The organism is Streptomyces sp. LUP47B, from assembly GCF_001746295.1.
Classification (GTDB): Bacteria; Actinomycetota; Actinomycetes; order Streptomycetales; family Streptomycetaceae; genus Streptomyces.
Map to the genome: position 1 here is coordinate 208,861 of NZ_MJAH01000006.1, position 18,449 is coordinate 227,309.

Below are 18,449 nucleotides of genomic sequence, written 5' to 3' on the forward strand. Positions count from 1 at the left end.
ATGGACCGCCGCATTTTCGGGCTGGAGAACGAGTACGGCGTCACGTGTACGTTCAGGGGACAGCGACGCCTGTCTCCCGACGAGGTGGCGCGGTACCTCTTCCGCCGTGTCGTGTCATGGGGCCGCAGCAGCAATGTCTTTCTGCGAAACGGCGCCCGCCTCTATCTCGATGTCGGGTCACATCCGGAATACGCGACACCCGAATGTGACAACGTGACCGAACTGGTCACACACGACAAAGCGGGCGAGCGCATTCTCGAAGGACTCCTGGTGGACGCCGAACGACGCCTGCACGAGGAAGGAATCGCGGGCGACGTCTACCTCTTCAAGAACAACACGGACTCGGCCGGAAACTCCTACGGCTGCCACGAGAACTATCTCGTCGCACGCCACGGGGAGTTCTCCCGGCTCGCGGACATCCTCATTCCCTTCCTTGTCACCCGCCAGCTGCTGTGCGGCGCGGGGAAGGTTCTGCAGACCCCGCGGGGCGCCGTGTACTGCGTCAGCCAGCGGGCCGAGCACATCTGGGAGGGCGTCTCCTCGGCGACGACCCGTTCCCGGCCGATCATCAACACCCGCGACGAACCGCACGCCGACGCCGAGCGCTACCGCCGCCTGCACGTCATCGTGGGCGACTCGAACATGTCCGAGACGACCATGCTGCTGAAGGTCGGCGCGACCGACCTGGTGCTGCGCATGATCGAGGCGGGCACCGTGATGCGCGACCTGACCCTGGAGAACCCGATCCGGGCGATCCGCGAGGTCAGCCACGACATCACCGGCCGGCGCAAGGTGCGTCTGGCCAGCGGCCGGGAGGCCTCCGCCCTCGAGGTGCAGCGCGAGTACTACGAGAAGGCCGTGGACTTCGTCGAGCGGCGCGGGATCCGCACCGGCACCGTCGACCAGGTCCTGGAGCTGTGGGGCCGGACGCTGGACGCGATCGAGGCGGAGGACCTCGACCGGATCGGCACCGAGATCGACTGGGTCATGAAGTACAAGCTCATCGAGCGGTACCGGGCCAAGCACAACATGACCATGTCCCACCCGCGGGTCGCGCAGATAGACCTCGCTTATCACGACATCCACCGCCGTCGTGGTCTCTACTACCTTCTGGAGAGGAAGGGGCAAGCCGCCCGTATCTGCAACGACTTGAAGATCTTCGAGGGCAAGTCGGTTCCGCCGCAGACCACTCGGGCGCGGTTGCGCGGTGACTTCATCCGCAGGGCCCAGGAGCAGCGCCGGGACTTCACCGTCGACTGGGTCCACCTCAAGCTCAACGACCAGGCGCAGCGCACGGTGTTGTGCAAGGACCCGTTCCGTTCGGTCGACGACCGGGTCGAGAAACTGATCGCCGGAATGTGAGCACCCCGTTCCGGAAGAACGTCCGGAACGCAACACGGGCGCCGTACGTTTCACGTACGGCGCCCTTCTCACGCCGTAGAGTTGCGCGCACGCCATCAACAAGATCGACCGATTACGAGGCCCCCACCGTGCGCCGACGCTCACTCCTCATTGCCGTTCCCGCAGGACTGGCCACACTCGCCGCATGCGGTGACGACAAGTCCGACTCGAGCAAGGCGAGCGACAGCGCGTCACCCTCGGCGTCGTCCTCGGCTTCGCAGGCGCCGCCGCCGAAGATCGTCGACGGTCCGTTGCCGGCGATCACGGCGGGCACGAAGTTCGGTGAGAAGCCGACGGTCGCCAAGGGCAGCGGCGATCCGTCGAAGGATCTCGCGGTCAAGACGGTCATCGCGGGCGGCGGCACCACCATCGCCGAGGGCGACTACATCCAGGCCAACTACCTCGGCCAGGTCTGGAGCACGGCCAAGGTCTTCGACAACTCCTATGACCGTAAGACGGCGCTGGTCATCCAGCTCGCGCCGAACAGCATCATCGACGGCTGGCGGTACGCCCTGACCGGCAAGAAGGCCGGCAGCCGGGTCCAGTTCGCCATCCCGCCCACCTGGGGGTACGGCAAGGAGGGCAACGCGCAGGCGGGTATCAAGGGCACCGACACGCTGGTGTTCGTCGTCGACGTCCAGGACACGTTCAACGCGAAGAGCTCCGCCAAGGGCAAGAACGTCGCGCAGAGCGACGCGGCTCTGCCCAAGGTCGGCACCAACACCGACGGCAAGGCCCCCTCGATCGAGGTCCCCAAGGCGGACGCGCCCACCAAGCTCGTGTCGGAGTACGTCATCGAGGGCGACGGCGACAAGGTGGCGGCCGACAGCACGCTGCTCGTGCAGTACAAGGGCGTGGTGTGGGACTCCGGCAAGGAGTTCGACTCGACGTACAGCCGCAAGCAGTTGGCGTCGTTCTCGCTCCAGCAGGTCGTCAAGGGCTGGGCGCAGGGCCTGACCGGCAAGAAGGTCGGCAGCCGGGTGCTGATCTCCATTCCGCCGAAGCTGGGCTACGGCGACAACCCGCCGGCCGGCAGCGGTATCGAGAAGGACTCCACGCTGGTCTTCACCGTGGACATCCTGGCGAAGATGTGACGCACGGGGGACATGCGCGAAGGTGTCGGCCGCGGGGATGTAAGACTGGTCCCTGTTGCCTTTCCGTGAACCAGCAGGAGCGAGTGACGTGAGCATCGACAAGCCCGAGATCGACTTCCCGGGCGGCGAGCCCCCGGCGGACCTGGAGATCAAGGACATCTGGGAGGGCGACGGCGAGGTTGCGCAGGCCGGCCAGACCGTCACCGTCCACTACGTGGGCGTGGCCTTCAGCACCGGCGAGGAGTTCGACGCCAGCTGGAACCGTGGTCAGCCGTTCCGCTTCCCGCTGGGCGGCGGCCGGGTCATCAAGGGCTGGGACCAGGGCGTGCAGGGCATGAAGGTCGGCGGCCGTCGGCAGCTGACCATCCCCGCCCACCTCGCCTACGGCAACCAGAGCCCGACCCCGGCGATCAAGCCCGGTGAGACCCTGATCTTCGTGGTCGACCTGCTCGGCGTCTGATCGTCGCACCGGAGTCATAAGGGATCGCGTCGCGGTCGGATCGTCGTAGGACTTCCGACCGGACCTGATCAACCGGGGTCCATGCCTGTCCGGGCATGGGCCCTCGGCTTTTGCCCTGCTCCTTCGGGGCGGTACGGTCATCGTCCGTAAGCACATAGGGAGGCGAAGGGCGTCGATGGCCATTGCCAAGGCCGAGCGGCTGATGAACCTGGCGCTGTGTCTGCTCGGGACGGGACGGCCGCTCAGCAAGCGTGAGCTTCGGGAGTCCATCGAGGCCTACCTGGAGGCGAACTCCGACGACTCCTTCAACCGGATGTTCGAGCGCGACAAGGACGATCTGCGCGAACTCGGGCTCGTGATCGAGACCGTTGAGAACCTGGACGGCGAAGTCGGTTACCTCGCCCGCCGCGACAGCAACCGGCTGCCGCCCGTCACCCTCGACGCCGAGGAGGCCGCCGCCCTGGGGCTGGCCGCCAAGGTGTGGCAGCAGGCCCGGCTCGCCGGCGCGGCCAGTGGTGCCCTGCAGAAACTGCGCGCGGCGGGGCTGCCCGAGGACTTCGACCCGTACGAGGCGCACGGCGCCCTGGAGCCGCGCATCCCGGTGCACGAGGCCTCCTTCGAGCCGCTGATGCTCGCCTGCCGGGACCGCCGCCCGGTGGTCTTCGACTACCGCAAGGCCAACGCCGCCCGCCCCGAGCCCCGCCATGTCGAGCCGTGGGCGCTGGAGTGCTGGCGCGGCCACTGGTACCTGGCCGGATTCGACCGTGACCGGGGTGCCGAGCGGGTCTTCCGGCTCTCCCGGATCACCGGCAAGGTGCGCTCACGCGGCACGCGCTACACGGCCCCGGTCCCCGATGTCGTGACCGTCCGTGAGACCGTCGCGAGCTGGGCGGGGGAGACCGCCGACCGCAGCGCGCTGATCCGGCTGCGCACGGGCGCCGGGTACCCCTTGCGGGCGAAGGCCAACTCGGTGCGGGAACTGGGCGACGGCTGGGACGAGTTGGAGATTCCGTACGGCCATGGTCTGGACGCCTGGCTGGTGGAGTTCGGGCCGGACGTGGTGGTCCTGGAGCCCGCCGAGTTGCGGGCCGATGTGGTGGACCGGCTGCGTGCCGTGGCCAAGGGCTGAGGGGGAGCGGAAGAGAACTGTGGCAGGCAAACCGGTCAGGCCCACGAACGCCATCGACCAGACCCGGCGGATGCTCTCCCTGGTGACCTATCTCAGGGAGCGCCCCGGCGCCCGGGTCGAGGACGTCGCCCGCGCCTTCGGGATCACCGAGGACGAGCTGGTCTCCGACCTCGATGTGCTGCCCATGTGCGGCACCAGCTTCCGGGGCGGAGATCTGCTCGACATCGACACCGACGGCGAGCGGATCTGGTGGCACAACCCCGATGACGTGGCCGAGCCGCTCAGGCTCGCCGCCGACGAGGCGACCGCGCTGCTGGTGGCCGCCCGCGCGGTGTCCACGCTGCCCGGCCTGAGGGAGAGCGACCGGCAGGCCCTGCTGCGGGCCACCGCCAAGGTGGAGACCGCGGCCGGTGAGACGGCGGGTGCCAGCGCGCGGCTGTCGGTGACCTTCGAGTCCGAGGGCGGGGTCTTCGCGGACGTCGACCGGGCCATCTCCGAGCGCCGGCGCCTGTGGATCCGCTACTACTCGCCCGCCCGCGACGAGCTCACCGAGCGCGAGATCGACCCGATCCGCCTGGTCAGCGTCGGTCACACCTATGTCGAGGCCTGGTGCCGGCGCTCCGAGGCCCGGCGCACCTTCCGGCTCGACCGGGTCGCCGAGATCAAGATCCTCGACGAGCCGTCCGCGCCGCCCGAGGTCGAGCTCAGGGACCTGTCCGAGGGGCTCGTGCAGCCCGCGGCCGAGGACCCCGAGGTGGTCGTCGAGGTGGGCCCCGGCGGCCGCTGGGTCGCCGAGTACTACCCGCACGACAGCGCGGATGAGCTTTCCGACGGCGGGCTGCGTATTACCCTGCGCACCCCCGACCCGGCATCGCTGCGGAGGCTGGCGCTCCGGCTCGGCCGCGACGGCCGCATCGTCTCGCCGCGCGACCTCGCCGACAGCGCCCGCGACGCGGCCCGCGAGGCGCTGGCGGCCTACGACGGGGTCGAGGCGCAGGACAGCCCCAGCAAGTCGGGGACGCGGGTGCACGACGGTCGGTACGACAGGCAGGAGCAGGGGCTTTGAGCGAGTCGGCGACGTCCGGTGCGGGCATGACGGTGGCTGCCGCCTTCGCGGGGATGAGAAGCGCGGCTCCGGTGACCTTCAAGGCGAGCTGCCCCGACTGCCGGGAGCGGTTCGAGCTGGCCGCCGCCGCCCTGCGCCTCGCCATCGGCGCGACCAGCCGCGCCACCTTCTACTCCTTCACCTGCCCCGAGTGCGGCGCGGCCGTCCGCAAGCCCGCCGGCGAGCGGATCGTGGAACTGCTGACCGGCGGCGGGGTCCGGACGCTGCGGCTGCACTCCACCCTCTAGGCTCGGTGCCATGTTCTGGCCGATGTTCGCGGTAGCAGTGGGGTTCGTGGGTCTCGCCGTCCTGGGTGTGCTCGCCGTCCGGGTCTTTCTCGAAGCACAGCGTCTTGGGCGCGAGGTCACGGACTCGGCGCGGCGTATCAGCAGGGCCGCGGAGGACCTGGAGCGGGCGGCGGTGAGCACGGCCCGTTCTGTGGACTCACTGTGAGTAGGGCTGAGAGTTGGGTGTGAGTCGAGCGGCGCATGCGTTTTGGGCCACTTCGCCCTGTCACCTCGGCCGGGTCGGCAGGTACGCTGCTGGTCGCGGTCCGGATAACGAGGCTCGGCCGCGAACCGGGAGTACGCACAGGGATTGCCAGGCGTTCACCCCTGAGCGTTACGATCGCTGTCAGCACGACTGATCGGACACATGTCCGACCGGTCGGACAGCACCCCACAAGCCGCCTCGGTGAGAAGGTAAAGACTTATGTTCGGAAGGCTCGGCGCCCCCGAGATCATTCTCATCCTCGTCGTCATCATCCTGCTGTTCGGCGCGAAGAAGCTTCCCGACATGGCGCGCTCGCTCGGCAAGTCCGCTCGCATCCTCAAGAGCGAGGCCAAGGCGATGAAGGACGAGGGCAGCAGCACGGCCACTCCGGCCGGTCCGCCCAACACCGACGAGCAGAACCCTGCTCAGCGCACCATCCAGGCCGCCCCCGGCGACGTGACCAGCTCGCGCCCGGTCACCGAGCCGACGGACACGACCAAGCGCTGACGCGGGGCCGGTGACCTCCGGCCCGCCCGCACGAGATGGGAACGTGGGTTGCTGAAGTCTGCCCGCAGAGAAGAGAGGGATCCCGAGGGGCGGATGCCTCTCGCGGATCACCTTCGTGAGCTCCGCAACCGGCTCGCGAAGGCGATGCTGGCCATCGTCATCGTCACGGTGGTGGCCGCCTTCTTCTACAACGACATCATCAACTTGATCACCAAGCCGATCCTCGACTCGGTCGGCTGTGACAAGTCCTTCGCGGAACTGGCCAAGTCGACACAGTCGACCAAGCCGTGCGCCGAGATCACGATCAACGGCCTGCTCGCGCCCTTCACGCTGGCCCTGAAGGTGTCGCTGATGGCCGGTGTCGTCGCGGCCTCGCCGGTCTGGCTCTACCAGCTGTGGGCCTTCGTCGCACCCGGCCTGCACCGGCACGAGAAGAAGTACGCCTACGCGTTCGTCGGCACGGGCGCCCCGCTCTTCCTCGTCGGCGCCTACTTCGCCTACTCGGTCCTGCCGACCACGGCCCAGGTGCTGATCGGCTTCACCCCGGGCGGCACCTCCAACCTGCTGCCGTTGGACGACCTGCTCGACCTCGTCCTCCGCATGGTGCTGGTCTTCGGCCTCTCCTTCGAGCTGCCCCTGCTGCTGGTCTTCCTCAACCTCACCGGGTTGATCACCGGCAAGCGGATGCTCGGCTGGTGGCGCGGCATGATCATGGCCATCACCGTGTTCGCGGCCATCGCCACACCGAGCACCGACCCGCTGACGATGCTGGCGCTCGCCGCGCCGATCTGGGTCCTGTACTTCGGGGCGACCGCCTTTTCCCTGCTCAACGACCGGCGCAAGCGCCGCCGCGAGGCCGAGGGCCCCGACGACGACGAGGCCTCCGACCTGGATCTGACCCCCGAGGACATCGGCGAGGTCGAGACCGTCGCCGCGAGCCGGGCACTGCCCGAGCAGTCCGGTTCGGACCGGGTCAACGGTTATGACGACGTGACCTGACGAGGGCAAGCGGCTCGTAAGGTCACTTCCGTGACCAGCGAGATCACCCTCTTCGTCAACCCCACCGCGGGCCGCGGCCGGGGCGCCCACGCGGCGCAGCCGGCCGCTTCCGCTTTGCGGGCGGCCGGCTTCGCGGTGCGGACCGTGCTCGGCGAGGACGCCGCCGACGCCCTCGCACGCGCGCGTGCCGCCGTGCGGGAGGGCACGGGGGCACTCGTCGCCGTCGGCGGCGACGGAATGGCCAACCTCGCCCTCCAGGCCGTGGCCGGCACCCGCACCCCGTTCGGTCTGGTCGCCGTCGGCACCGGCAACGACCTCGCCCGCACCCTGGGCCTGCCGGTGCGCGATCCCGCCGCCGCGGGCCGGCTGATCGCCGACGCCCTCAAGGAGGGCCGGGTCCACGACACCGACCTGGGCCGGGTCGGTGACCACTGGTTCGCCACCGTCCTCGCCTCCGGCTTCGACTCCCGGGTCAACGACCGCGGCAACCGCATGAGGTGGCCCGCGGGCCGCCTCAAGTACGACCTCGCGATGCTCGCCGAACTGGCCGCCTTCCGGCCCGTGCCGTACCGGATCACCCTCGACGACGGCCGGGTCCGCAATGTCGAGGCCACCCTGGTGGCCGTCGGCAACGGATCGTCGTACGGCGGTGGTATGCGGATCTGCCCGGGCGCGGACCTCACCGACGGGCTCTTCGACATCACCGTGGTCGGGGACTGCAGCCGTACGACCCTGCTGCGGGTGTTCCCGAGCGTGTACCGGGGCACCCACGTCGACCATCCCAAGGTGAGCGTGCTGCGGGCCGCGCGGGTCGAGATCGCCGCCGAGGACGTCACGGGCTACGCGGACGGCGAGCCGCTGGGGCCGCTGCCGCTGAGCGCGCGCTGTGTGCGCGGGGCGGTGTCCGTGGTGGGCCCGTGAACCACGGTGGGCCCGTGAACTGCGTGAAGAGCAGGTTTCGCGGACTCCGATCCGGATAATGATCGTCCTGTTGTCAGTGCCGCCGGGTACGCTCGAAAGTACGATGACAGAGGATCTCTCACCGGCCGAGCGGTACGCGGCAGCCCGCCTGCGGGCAGCCGAGCAGGCCACCTCGCTCGCGGACTTCCGCGAGATGTACGACTTCGGTCTCGACCCCTTCCAGATCGAGGCCTGCCAGGCTCTCGAAGCGGGCAAGGGCGTGCTGGTCGCCGCCCCCACCGGCTCCGGCAAGACGATCGTCGGCGAGTTCGCCGTCCACCTCGCCCTCCAGCAGGGCAAGAAGTGCTTCTACACGACCCCCATCAAGGCTCTGTCCAACCAGAAGTACGCCGACCTGTGCCGCCGTTACGGCGCCGACAAGGTCGGCCTGCTCACCGGCGACAACAGCGTCAACTCCGACGCCCCCGTGGTCGTGATGACCACCGAGGTGCTGCGGAACATGCTGTACGCGGGCTCGCAGACCCTCCTCGGCCTCGGTTACGTGGTCATGGACGAGGTGCACTACCTCTCCGACCGCTTCCGGGGCGCCGTTTGGGAAGAGGTGATCATCCACCTCCCCGAGTCGGTGACCCTGGTGTCGTTGTCGGCGACAGTGTCCAACGCCGAGGAGTTCGGCGACTGGCTCGACACCGTCCGCGGCGACACCCAGGTGATCGTCTCCGAACACCGGCCCGTGCCGCTGTTCCAGCACGTGCTCGCCGGGCGCCGGATGTACGACCTGTTCGAGGAGGGCGAGGGCAGCAAGAAGGCCGTCAACCCCGACCTCGCCCGGCTGGCCCGCATGGAGGCCCAGCGGCCGTCGTACCAGGACCGCAGACGCGGCCGGGCGATGCGCGAGGCCGACCGGGAGCGCGAGCGGCGGCAGCGGTCGAAGGTGTGGACGCCGAGCCGGCCCGAGGTCATCGAGCGGCTGGACGCCGAGGGCCTGCTGCCCGCCATCACGTTCATCTTCAGCCGCGCCGCGTGCGAGGCGGCCGTCCAGCAGTGCCTGTACGCGGGGCTGCGGCTCAACGACGACGAGGCTCGCGGGAAGGTGCGCGCCCTCGTCGAGGAGCGCACCGCGTCCATTCCGCACGAGGACCTCCACGTCCTGGGGTACTACGAGTGGCTGGAGGGCCTGGAGCGCGGCATCGCGGCCCACCACGCGGGCATGCTGCCGACCTTCAAGGAGGTCGTCGAGGAGCTGTTCGTGCGCGGCCTGGTCAAGGCCGTGTTCGCGACCGAGACACTCGCGCTCGGTATCAACATGCCCGCGCGTTCCGTGGTGCTGGAGAAGCTCGTCAAGTGGAACGGCGAACAGCACGCCGACATCACCCCCGGCGAGTACACCCAGTTGACGGGGCGTGCGGGGCGGCGCGGCATCGACATCGAGGGTCACGCGGTGGTGCTGTGGCAGCGCGGGAGCAGCCCGGAGCACCTGGCGGGACTGGCCGGCACGCGCACATATCCGCTGCGCTCCAGCTTCAAGCCGTCGTACAACATGGCGGTCAACCTCGTCGAGCAGTTCGGCCGGCACCGCTCGCGTGAGCTGCTCGAGACGTCGTTCGCGCAGTTCCAGGCCGACAAGTCGGTCGTCGGGATCTCGCGTCAGGTGCAGCGCAACGAGGAGGGCCTCGACGGCTACAAGGCCTCCATGACCTGCCACCTCGGCGACTTCGAGGAGTACGCGCAGCTGCGCCGCGAGCTCAAGGACCGCGAGACCGAACTGGCCCGGCAGGGAGTCTCCCAGCGGCGGGCCGAGGCTGCCGTGGCGCTGGAGAAGCTCAAGCCGGGCGACGTCATCCATGTGCCGACGGGCAAGTACGCCGGTCTCGCGCTGGTGCTGGACCCGGGCCTGCCCGCCGGGCGGTCCAACGGCCACCGGGGCTTCGAGCACCACGACGGCCCGCGGCCGCTGGTGCTGACCGCCGAGCGGCAGGTCAAGCGGCTCGCGTCGATGGACTTCCCGGTGCCGGTCGAGCCGTTGGAGCGGATGCGGATCCCGAAGTCCTTCAACGCGCGCTCGCCGCAGTCCCGTCGGGACCTGGCCTCCGCGCTGCGTGCCAAGGCGGGTCACATTCCGCCGGAGCGGGCCCGTAAGCAGCGCTCCCAGGCGGCCGACGACCGCGAGATCGCGCGGCTGCGGACGGCGATCCGGGCGCACCCCTGCCATGGGTGCAACGACCGTGAGGACCACGCCCGTTGGGCCGAGCGGTATCACCGGCTGCTGCGGGACACCTCGCAGCTGGAGCGGCGCATCGAGGGGCGTACGAACACGATCGCCCGCACCTTCGACCGGATCGTGGCGCTGCTGACCGAGCTGGACTATCTGCGGGCCGACGAGGTCACCGAGCACGGCAAGCGGCTGGCCCGGTTGTACGGCGAGCTCGACCTGCTGGCCAGCGAGTGTCTGCGGGAAGGTGTCTGGGAGGGGCTCGGCCCCGCCGAACTGGCCGCGTGCGTGTCGGCGTTGGTGTACGAGTCCCGGATGGGCGACGACGCCATGGCGCCCAAGGTGCCGTCCGGCAAGGCCAAGGCCGCGCTCGGTGAGATGGTGCGGATCTGGGGACGGCTCGACGCCCTCGAGGAGGACTTCCGGATCAACCAGACCGAGGGGGTCGGGCAGCGGGAGCCGGATCTCGGGTTCGCCTGGGCCGCGTACATGTGGGCCAGCGGGAAGGGGCTCGACGAGGTGCTGCGGGAGGCGGAGATGCCTGCCGGTGACTTCGTGCGGTGGTGCAAGCAGGTGATCGATGTGCTGGGGCAGATCTCGGCTGCGGCTCCCGTGTCGGGAGGGAGCGGGTCTTCCTCCGTCGCGAAGAATGCGCGGAAGGCTGTTGATCTGTTGCTGCGGGGGGTTGTGGCGTACTCGTCGGTGGGGTGACGGGTTCGTGGGCGGGTGGCGGGTTCGTTGCGACTGGTCGCGCCCACGCGGCGGAGCCGCATATCGATGCGGCCCCGCGCCCCTGGGTGGGTTGTGCTACTCGGCGTTCACATAGGGCCGCCAGCCTCCGTACTCCGTGATGTCCTCGGCGTTCTTCAGAGCGCCGGGTTCGCAGAGAAAGCCGGGGACGTGGGTGCCGTCCGCCAACTGCACCCTGCCCAAGGTCATCGGGCGGGGGAGGGTCGCCAAAAGGCGGCCCAGGCCCTCCGCCGACAGGCGCCACACCTCTGCCTCGATCTCCGCGCCGCCCTCGCCCACGTGGACCAGGCCCGGCTTCGGCGGGGTCGTCCGCAGGGCGTGCAGGCGGTAGACCGGCGCCGTGGTGGTCGTACGGTCCAGGCGGGCGCCCAGCGCGAGGAGCTGAGGGTTCAGCGGCTGGCCCGTCAGGTGCGCGCCGACCACCGCGAGCCGGGTCTCCGGCTGGAGCAGGCTCGCGATCCTCGCCAACCGCTCATCGGTGTACGCCGGGCCGATCAGCATCACGCCGAACGGGAGGCCGTTCACCTCACCAGCCGGGACGGCGGCCGCGGCCAGGTCGAAGAGGTTCGTGGAGTTGGTGAAGCGGCCCAGGCGGGCGTTGGCACCCAGGGGATCGGCGGCCACCTCGGCGAGCGTGGGGTGGCCAGGAGTGGTGGGCAGCAGGAGGGCGTCCGCGTCGGCCAGTTCGGCCAGCGCGCGCGTGCGGAGCGCGGCCAGGCGGTCCATGTCGGCGTAGAGCTGGTGGGCGGGGAGGTCGCGGGCCCGGGTGATGATGCCGGCGACCGTGGGGTCCAGGGAGTCGTCGTTCGCCGCTGTCGCCTTGTCGACAAAGGCTCCTACCGCTGTGTAGCGCTCCGCCACGAAGGCACCCTCGTAGAGCATCGCCGCAGCCTCGGTGAAGGGCGACAGATCAAGCTCGCGGAGCGTCGCGCCCGCAGCGGCGAGCTGCTCCACCGCTGCCTCGTACGCCTGGGCCCAGCCCTCGTCCAGTTCGCCGAGCTGGTCGCGCGGCGGGATCGCGATCCGCCATGGGCCGGGGCGGCGCCCGGGGAGGGACGGGATCGTGCCGGTCGCCATGTGGGACAAGGCCTGCTCGGCCTCCGGCAGGGTGCGGGCGAACACCGTCACGCAGTCGATCGAGGCGCAGGCCGGGACGACTCCGGCCGTGGGGACCAGACCGCGCGTGGGTTTGAGGCCGACGATGCCGTTGAAGGCGGCTGGTACCCGGCCCGAGCCCGCCGTGTCGGTACCGAGGGCGAAGTCGACGATGCCCAGGGCCACCGCGACGGCCGAGCCGGAACTGGAGCCGCCGCTCACCCTGGCAGGGTCGTACGCGTTGCGGACCGCGCCGTACGGGGAACGGGTGCCGACCAGGCCCGTCGCGAACTGGTCCAGGTTCGTGGTCCCGAGCACGATCGCACCCGCCGCGCGGAGACCGGCGACGACCGGGGCATCGGCCTCCGGATGGTAGGCGTACGACGGACAGCCCGCCGTGGTGGGCAGGCCGGCCACGTCGACGTTGCCCTTGGCCGCGAACAGGCGTCCCGCGAGAGGGAGCTGCTCACCCTTCGCGAGCCGTTCGTCGATCGACCGGGCTTCCCGCTCGACCTCCTCCCGCGGGCGCAGGTCGATCCAGATCTCGGGGCGGTCCACGGCCTCGACGCGGTCGTAGGCGGCACGGACCCGGTTGACGGTGGTGGACATGGCTCGCTCCTCTTTCACTGTGCGACCGCGCTTCACCGAGCGGGCGGGGCCAGGACGAGCAGAGCCGTCCCCGCCTCCACCTGGTCGCCCGGCCTGGCCAGGATCTCCGCGACCACGCCGTCCGCCGGCGCGTGCACCCTGGACTCCATCTTCATCGCCTCAAGGGCGAGGAGCGGCTGCCCGGCGGCCACCTCGTCGCCCGGCTCGACGTTCAACTGCCATACGGAGGCGGCGAATTCGGCCTCAATGAGACGTCCGCCCGGAGGGACCGCCACCTCGGCGGCAGGGGCGGCCGGTGCGGACGTCTCCGCTGCCCGCGCGAACTCGCCCGCCGCCTCCCACGCGTCCCGCTCCGCGGAGAAGGCCGCCTGCTGATGTGACCTGAACTCCGCTATGGACTCGGCGTGTTCGGCGAGGAAGGACTGGTACGCGGCGAGCGAGAAGGTGCTCTCCTCGATGCGGGGAACGAAGCGGCCGGACGTGATGTCGGCCCGCAGTTCCAGGAGTTCGTCCGCGTCCACCGGATACCAGCTGATGCGGTCGAAGAAGCGCAGCAGCCAGGGCGAGCCCGGCTCGAACGCGCCGCGCTGCTGCCAGGGCGACCACACCTGGGTCGTACGGCCCACGAACTGGTAGCCGCCGGGGCCCTCCATGCCGTAGATGCAGAGATACGCTCCGCCGATCCCGACCGAGTTCTCGGCCGTCCAGGTGCGCGCCGGGTTGTACTTCGTGGTCACCAGGCGGTGGCGCGGGTCGAGCGGGGTGGCCACCGGGGCGCCCAGGTAGACGTCGCCCAGGCCCAGGACGAGGTACTCCGCGTCGAAGACGGTGCGGTAGACGTCGTCCACCGACTCCAGGCCGTTGACCCGGCGGATGAACTCGATGTTCCAGGGGCACCAGGGCGCGTCGTCCCGCACGCCCGCCATGTAGCGGGCGATCGCCTCGCGGGTTGCGGGGTCGTCCCAGGAGAGCGGGAGGTGGACCGTGCGGGAGGGGACGACCAGTTCGTCGGACGGAGGGAGGGAGGCGGTGATCTCCCTTACGACGGCGAGGAGTTGCTGCTGGGGGAGGCGACCGGGGTCCGTCTGGATCTGCAGGGAGCGGATGCCGGGGGTGAGGTCGGTGATGCCGTCGGGGCCCTGCTCGGCCACCGCGTCCATCAGCGCGTGGACCCGCATGCGCAGCGCCAGGTCCAGCTGCATGGGGCCGAACTCGACCAGCAGGTTGTCGTCGCCGCTGCGGCGGTACGTCACATCGCCGTCGCGGGCGAGGACACCGCCGTCCACGATCGCCGGGCGGGGCTCGCCCGAGGCGTCCACCGGCATGAAGCGCACGGTGTCGCCCGGGCGCAGCTGGCCGAGCTTCCATCGCTCGGTGCTGATGACCGTCGCCGGGCACACGAACCCGCCGAGGGAGGGCCCGTCCGGGCCCAGCAGCACCGGCATGTCACCCGTGTAGTCGACCGCGCCGACCGAGTAGGGGGTGTCGTGGATGTTGGAGGGGTGCAGGCCGGCCTCGCCGCCGTCACTGCGGGCCCAGCGGGGCTTGGGGCCGACCAGGCGGACACCGGTGCGGGCCGAGTTGAAGTGGACCTTCCAGTCGGCCGCGTAGAAGTCGTGGATGTCGTCCTCGGTGAAGAACTCCGGTGCGGCGTGCGGGCCTTCAACGGCGCCGATGTGCCAGGTGGAGGTGTAGGAGGGGCGGTCCTCGACCGGTGCTCCCTCGGCCTGAGCCTCTGCGAGCAGCGTTCCCCCGGCCTCGCGGCCTCCGTGCAGTACGTCGCCCGTCCGCAGGGCCCGGCCGCCGTGTCCGCCGAAGCGGCCCAGCGTGAAGGTGCTCGCGCTGCCGAGGAAGGCCGGGATGTCGAGGCCGCCCGCGAACAGGACGTACGTCCGCAGTCCGTGTTCGGTGGGTGTGCCGACCTCCAGGACACCGCCCGCGGGCACGGTCACCGGCTCCCACTGGGCGACCGGTGTGCCGTCGACGGCGACCGGGGCGGGGGCGCCCGTCACACAGACGGTCGTGGCGTGGGTGAACCTCAACGAGGGGCCCTGCAAGGTGCATTCGAGGCCCGGGGCGCTTTCCGGGTTGCCCAGCGCCGTATTGCCGAGCCGGAAGGAACGGTCGTCCATCGGACCGCACGGGGGTACGCCGACCTGCCAGTAGCCGGTACGGCCCGGCCAGTCCTGCACGGTGGTGAGGGTGCCGGCGGCCATGACCTCGATGCGTGGGGTCGGGTCCTGGATCTGGGAGAGCGTTGCCGTCGAATGGGTCGCGGCGGCGACGCGCTGGTCCGCGAGCGCCGCCCGGACCAGGCCGAGGTTGGTCTCGATGCCGTCGACGCGGGTGCGTTCCAGGGCCTCGTCCAGCCGGCGGAGGGCGTGGGCGCGATCGGGGCCGTACGCGATGATCTTCGCGAGCATCGGGTCGTACGACGTCGTCACCTCGGTGCCCGTCTCCACCCAGGCGTCGACCCGGACGCCGGTGGGGAACTCGACCCGCGTCAACAGCCCGGCGCTGGGCCGGTGTTCACGCGAGGGGTCCTCGGCGTAGACGCGTGCCTCGACGGCGTGGCCGTGCGGCGGGTCCGGTTCGCGTACGACGTCCCGCTCGCCGCGGGCCAGGCGGAGCATCCAGGCGACCAGGTCGACGCCGTAGATCTCCTCGGTGACCGGATGCTCCACCTGGAGACGGGTGTTGACCTCCAGGAAGTAGGCCTCCTCGCGGGCGGCGTCGTAGACGAACTCGACGGTTCCCGCGGAGCGGTAGCCGACCGCGGCGCACAACTCACGGGCACTGTCCGCGAGTTGCGCGCGAACGTGCGAGGGGAGCCCCGGCGCCGGAGCCTCCTCCAGGACTTTCTGGTTGCGGCGCTGCAGGGAGCAATCGCGGTCGCCGAAGGTGACGACCCTGCCCTCGCCGTCGCCGAAGACCTGCACCTCGACATGGCGGGCGTGCTCGACGAGCCGTTCCAGGAAGACACCGGCGGAGGAGAAGGAGGCGGCGGCGACGCGCTGCACCCGGTCCCAGGCGTCGCTCAGTTCGTCGGCGGAGTGGCAGGCCGACATGCCGATGCCGCCGCCACCGCCGGTGGCCTTGAGCATGACGGGATAGCCGATGGCCGCCGCGGATTCGAGGGCCTCCTCGAGCGAGGGCAGCAGTCCCGTCCCCGGTGCCAGCGGCACTCCGGCCGCCTCCGCCGCCGCCCGTGCCGTGTGCTTCGCGCCGAAGAGCTCCAACTGCTCGGGCGTCGGACCCACGAACACGATCCCCGCGTCCTCGCAGCGGCGGGCGAAGGCGGCGTCCTCGGACAGGAAGCCGTAACCGGGATGGATCGCGCCCGCGCCCGTGTCCTTGGCCGCCTTCAGCACCAGGTCGGCGTCGAGGTACGACTCCTTCGCGGGTGCGGGACCGAGGCGTACGGCCTGGTCGGCGAGCCGGACGTGAGGTGCGGCCCGGTCGGCGTCGGAGTACACCGCGACCGTCCGCAGGCCCAGCTCACGGGCTGTGCGGATGATCCGGACGGCTATCTCGCCCCGGTTGGCGACGAGGAGGGTGTCGAAGGTCATTCTGCGGCCCCGATCGTCGTCTCTGCGGTCGTGGGCGTCGTCCCAGGGGTCCTGGTCATCGTCTCCGCGGCCCCGATCGTCATTTCCACGGGTGTCGGGTCGAAGCCGTTGCAGGGGTTGTTGATCTGGGGGCAGTTGGAGACCAGGACGAGGACGTCGCGCTCGGCGCGCAGGGTGAGCGAGAGGCCCGGGGCGGAGATGCCGTCGACGATGCCGAGGGTGCCGTCCTTCTCGACCGGCACGTTCATGTACCAGTTGATGTTGGAGACGAGGTCGCGCTTGCCGAGACCGTGCTTCGCGCCCTCGGCGAGGAAGTTGTCCACGCAGGCGTGCTGCGACCAGGTGTGATGGCCGTAGCGCAGGGTGTTCGACTCCTTGGAGCAGGCGCCGCCTACGGTGTCGTGGCGGCCCACGTCGTCGGCGGTGACCGTCATCAGCGGGGTGTGCTCGCCGGACATCAGCACGCTGCCCGCGGTGAGGAAGATGCCGCCCTGCGCCTGGATGGTGTCGGGGGCGCTGTAGCGGACCGCCGTGTCGTGGGCGTCGTAGACGAGGAAGTCGACGGCCTGGTTGCCGTGCAGGTCGGTGATGGTGAGCGTCTCGCCCTCGCGGATGACGCGGGACCAGGCGGCGCGGGCCGGAACCACGGTCTTCATGCGCGTCCCTTCGAGGCCAGGAATTCGGCGGTGTTGAGGAAGGCGCGGCGGCCCTCGGGGGTGGCGTCCCAGAGGGCGTCGCCGGCGCGGGTGGGGTCGGCACGCCAGGCGAGGACTTCCAGGGGCGTGCTGACGTAGTCGGGCCGTGGGTCGGCGGGGTGCGGGACGTTCGCGATCAGTACCATCACGTCCTGTTCGGCGCGAAGGGTGACGCTGCCGCCGGGGCCCGCCGAGCCGGTGAAGTCGAGGGTGCCGTCCTCGCGGATCTCGACGCCCTGGAAGAAGGATAGGGACGGGGGGAGATCGCGGGGTTCGAGGCCGTTCTTCGCGGCTGCCAGCTTGAAGAGCTCGCGACCGGCGGGGGAGGGGCTGTGGGCGGTGCCGTCGCCGTAGCGCCCTGTGTTGCTGACCAGCGTGGAGGTGCCGCACAGCGCGTCGTGGCGGCCGGAGGTGTCGGCGACGACGCTCGCGAGGACGCGGCCCTGGTCGGACAGGAGCAGTTGGCCCTCGCCGAGGTAGGCGTTCCACTGGACCTTGACCGTGTCGGCGACGTTCAGCCGCTCCCACGGGCGGCCCTCCGCGTACAGGAGGACGTGGGCGCAGGCGTCTCCGTGCGGGTCGGTGAGGCGCAGTTCGGTGCCGCGGGCGAGGACACGGTGCGTGTAGTTGCCGCCCGCCACGGTCTCCGCCCACACCAGGTGACCCGCCTCGCACGGTGGGTCCGGCCAGGCGCCGGCCGGGACGACGGGCATGGCCTCGGCGCGGGTGCCCTCCTGGGCGCGGGCATGGTCTCGGGCTCCGTATGTGGTCTGCGTGGCCATGGCGGGACCTCCGGCTCCGGGGTTATTTCTGTCGCTCGACAGAAATTAGGGGCGATGCGGGTCGGAGGGATTGCTCCGGCGTTGCTGGGGGGTTACCGGGGGCTCACAGGTGGGTTGTCGGGTGCAGTGCGGTGGGGGTGGGGTGGTGCGTTGTCAGGTGCGGGCGGTGGGGGTGGGGCGCGTCCGCGCGTGAGGCTTTAAGGCGATACGGCCCGCGCTCCTGGGGAGGGTGGAGCGGGGGTTGGAGGGGGTCGGGGTGTCGGCGGTCGCCTGGCGCCTGTGGGTTAGGCGGAGATCCTGGCGGGCGTTGGGTGGTTGGGGAGGGGCGGGGGTACGGGCGGCTGTCGGGCGCCTGTGGGGGATGCGGGGGTTGCCGTGCCGCTGGGGGTCGGAGTTGGCCGGGGTGTCGGCGGTCGTCCGGCTTCCTGGGCTTCGCGGAGGTCCCTGTGTCGCCGGGGGTTGGAGCGGGTCGGGGTGTGGGCGGCTGTCGGGCGCTTGGGGGGTTGCGGGGCTTGCCGTGCCCGCTGGGGGTTGGAGCTGGCGGGGGTGTCGGCGGTCGTCCGGTTTCTGTGGGTTGCGCGGAGGTCCCTGCGTCGCCCGGGGGTGGAGCGGGCCGAGGTGTCGGCGGT

Annotated in this window: 15 protein-coding genes; 11 read left to right on the forward strand and 4 right to left on the reverse strand. The window is 70.6% G+C overall.

Annotated elements, in window-relative coordinates; all coding sequences use genetic code 11:
* The 11 genes from pafA (at position 1) to BFN33_RS19240 (ending at position 11,031) form a co-directional block, all read left to right on the forward strand.
* On the forward strand, positions 1 to 1,362 hold the full coding sequence (pafA, locus tag BFN33_RS19190; protein WP_020117715.1) for a Pup--protein ligase: 1,362 nt from the start codon (positions 1 to 3) through the stop codon (positions 1,360 to 1,362).
* Between the two features lie 128 nt (positions 1,363 to 1,490).
* Entirely contained in the window at positions 1,491 to 2,495 is a 1,005-nt protein-coding gene (locus BFN33_RS19195) for an FKBP-type peptidyl-prolyl cis-trans isomerase (protein ID WP_069761311.1), read from the forward strand.
* Between the two features lie 88 nt (positions 2,496 to 2,583).
* Complete coding sequence (locus BFN33_RS19200) at positions 2,584 to 2,955, forward strand: FKBP-type peptidyl-prolyl cis-trans isomerase (RefSeq protein ID WP_020117713.1); 372 nt, start codon at positions 2,584 to 2,586, stop codon at positions 2,953 to 2,955.
* Between the two features lie 175 nt (positions 2,956 to 3,130).
* Entirely contained in the window at positions 3,131 to 4,084 is a 954-nt protein-coding gene (locus BFN33_RS19205) for a YafY family protein (protein WP_069761312.1), read from the forward strand.
* A gap of 19 nt (positions 4,085 to 4,103) precedes the next feature.
* Complete coding sequence (locus BFN33_RS19210) at positions 4,104 to 5,150, forward strand: YafY family protein (RefSeq protein ID WP_069761313.1); 1,047 nt, start codon at positions 4,104 to 4,106, stop codon at positions 5,148 to 5,150.
* Positions 5,147 to 5,437 (forward strand): hypothetical protein, encoded by a 291-nt coding sequence (locus BFN33_RS19215; protein WP_176742418.1) that lies wholly within the window; start codon positions 5,147 to 5,149, stop codon positions 5,435 to 5,437. Before BFN33_RS19210 ends, BFN33_RS19215 begins: the two co-directional genes overlap by 4 nt.
* 10 nt (positions 5,438 to 5,447) lie before the next feature.
* Positions 5,448 to 5,642: a hypothetical protein gene (locus BFN33_RS19220; protein ID WP_069761314.1), complete on the forward strand. Its 195-nt coding sequence runs from the start codon at positions 5,448 to 5,450 to the stop codon at positions 5,640 to 5,642.
* 258 nt (positions 5,643 to 5,900) lie between these two features.
* Positions 5,901 to 6,188 (forward strand): Sec-independent protein translocase subunit TatA, encoded by a 288-nt coding sequence (gene tatA, locus BFN33_RS19225; protein ID WP_069761315.1) that lies wholly within the window; start codon positions 5,901 to 5,903, stop codon positions 6,186 to 6,188.
* 48 nt (positions 6,189 to 6,236) lie between these two features.
* Positions 6,237 to 7,187: a twin-arginine translocase subunit TatC gene (gene tatC, locus BFN33_RS19230; protein ID WP_176742419.1), complete on the forward strand. Its 951-nt coding sequence runs from the start codon at positions 6,237 to 6,239 to the stop codon at positions 7,185 to 7,187.
* Positions 7,188 to 7,217: 30 nt separating this feature from the next.
* Positions 7,218 to 8,108, forward strand: coding sequence for a diacylglycerol kinase (locus BFN33_RS19235; RefSeq protein WP_069761317.1), 891 nt, complete (start codon positions 7,218 to 7,220; stop codon positions 8,106 to 8,108).
* Positions 8,109 to 8,166: 58 nt separating this feature from the next.
* Positions 8,167 to 11,031 carry an RNA helicase gene (locus BFN33_RS19240; protein WP_069761318.1) on the forward strand — a complete coding sequence of 955 codons (2,865 nt, stop codon included), beginning with the start codon at positions 8,167 to 8,169 and terminating at the stop codon, positions 11,029 to 11,031.
* A gap of 96 nt (positions 11,032 to 11,127) precedes the next feature.
* Here the strand turns inward: BFN33_RS19240 and atzF are convergent, their stop codons facing one another.
* The 4 genes from atzF to BFN33_RS19260 are packed head-to-tail and all read right to left on the reverse strand — an operon-like array spanning position 11,128 to position 17,820.
* Positions 11,128 to 12,774, reverse strand: a complete 1,647-nt coding sequence (atzF, locus tag BFN33_RS19245; protein ID WP_069761319.1) for an allophanate hydrolase — start codon at positions 12,772 to 12,774, stop codon at positions 11,128 to 11,130.
* Positions 12,775 to 12,806: 32 nt separating this feature from the next.
* A complete protein-coding gene (locus tag BFN33_RS19250) occupies positions 12,807 to 16,343 on the reverse strand; it encodes a 5-oxoprolinase/urea amidolyase family protein (RefSeq protein WP_069761320.1) in 3,537 nt (1,178 codons plus the stop codon).
* Positions 16,340 to 16,999, reverse strand: coding sequence for an urea amidolyase associated protein UAAP2 (locus tag BFN33_RS19255; protein ID WP_256122796.1), 660 nt, complete (start codon positions 16,997 to 16,999; stop codon positions 16,340 to 16,342). Before BFN33_RS19255 ends, BFN33_RS19250 begins: the two co-directional genes overlap by 4 nt.
* Positions 16,996 to 17,820 (reverse strand): urea amidolyase associated protein UAAP1, encoded by an 825-nt coding sequence (locus BFN33_RS19260; protein WP_069761321.1) that lies wholly within the window; start codon positions 17,818 to 17,820, stop codon positions 16,996 to 16,998. The genes BFN33_RS19255 and BFN33_RS19260 overlap by 4 nt, the downstream gene beginning before the upstream one ends.
* Positions 17,821 to 18,449 lie beyond the last annotated feature (629 nt).

Coding starts and splice junctions, on each gene's coding strand:
- BFN33_RS19255 (WP_256122796.1), bottom strand. CDS start 16,999: ATGAAGACCGTGGTTCCGGCCCGCGCCGCCTGGTCCCGCGTCATCCGC.
- tatA (WP_069761315.1), top strand. CDS start 5,901: ATGTTCGGAAGGCTCGGCGCCCCCGAGATCATTCTCATCCTCGTCGTC.
- BFN33_RS19250 (WP_069761320.1), bottom strand. CDS start 16,343: ATGACCTTCGACACCCTCCTCGTCGCCAACCGGGGCGAGATAGCCGTC.
- pafA (WP_020117715.1), top strand. CDS start 1: ATGGACCGCCGCATTTTCGGGCTGGAGAACGAGTACGGCGTCACGTGT.
- BFN33_RS19205 (WP_069761312.1), top strand. CDS start 3,131: ATGGCCATTGCCAAGGCCGAGCGGCTGATGAACCTGGCGCTGTGTCTG.
- atzF (WP_069761319.1), bottom strand. CDS start 12,774: ATGTCCACCACCGTCAACCGGGTCCGTGCCGCCTACGACCGCGTCGAG.
- BFN33_RS19240 (WP_069761318.1), top strand. CDS start 8,167: ATGATCGTCCTGTTGTCAGTGCCGCCGGGTACGCTCGAAAGTACGATG.
- BFN33_RS19220 (WP_069761314.1), top strand. CDS start 5,448: ATGTTCTGGCCGATGTTCGCGGTAGCAGTGGGGTTCGTGGGTCTCGCC.
- BFN33_RS19260 (WP_069761321.1), bottom strand. CDS start 17,820: ATGGCCACGCAGACCACATACGGAGCCCGAGACCATGCCCGCGCCCAG.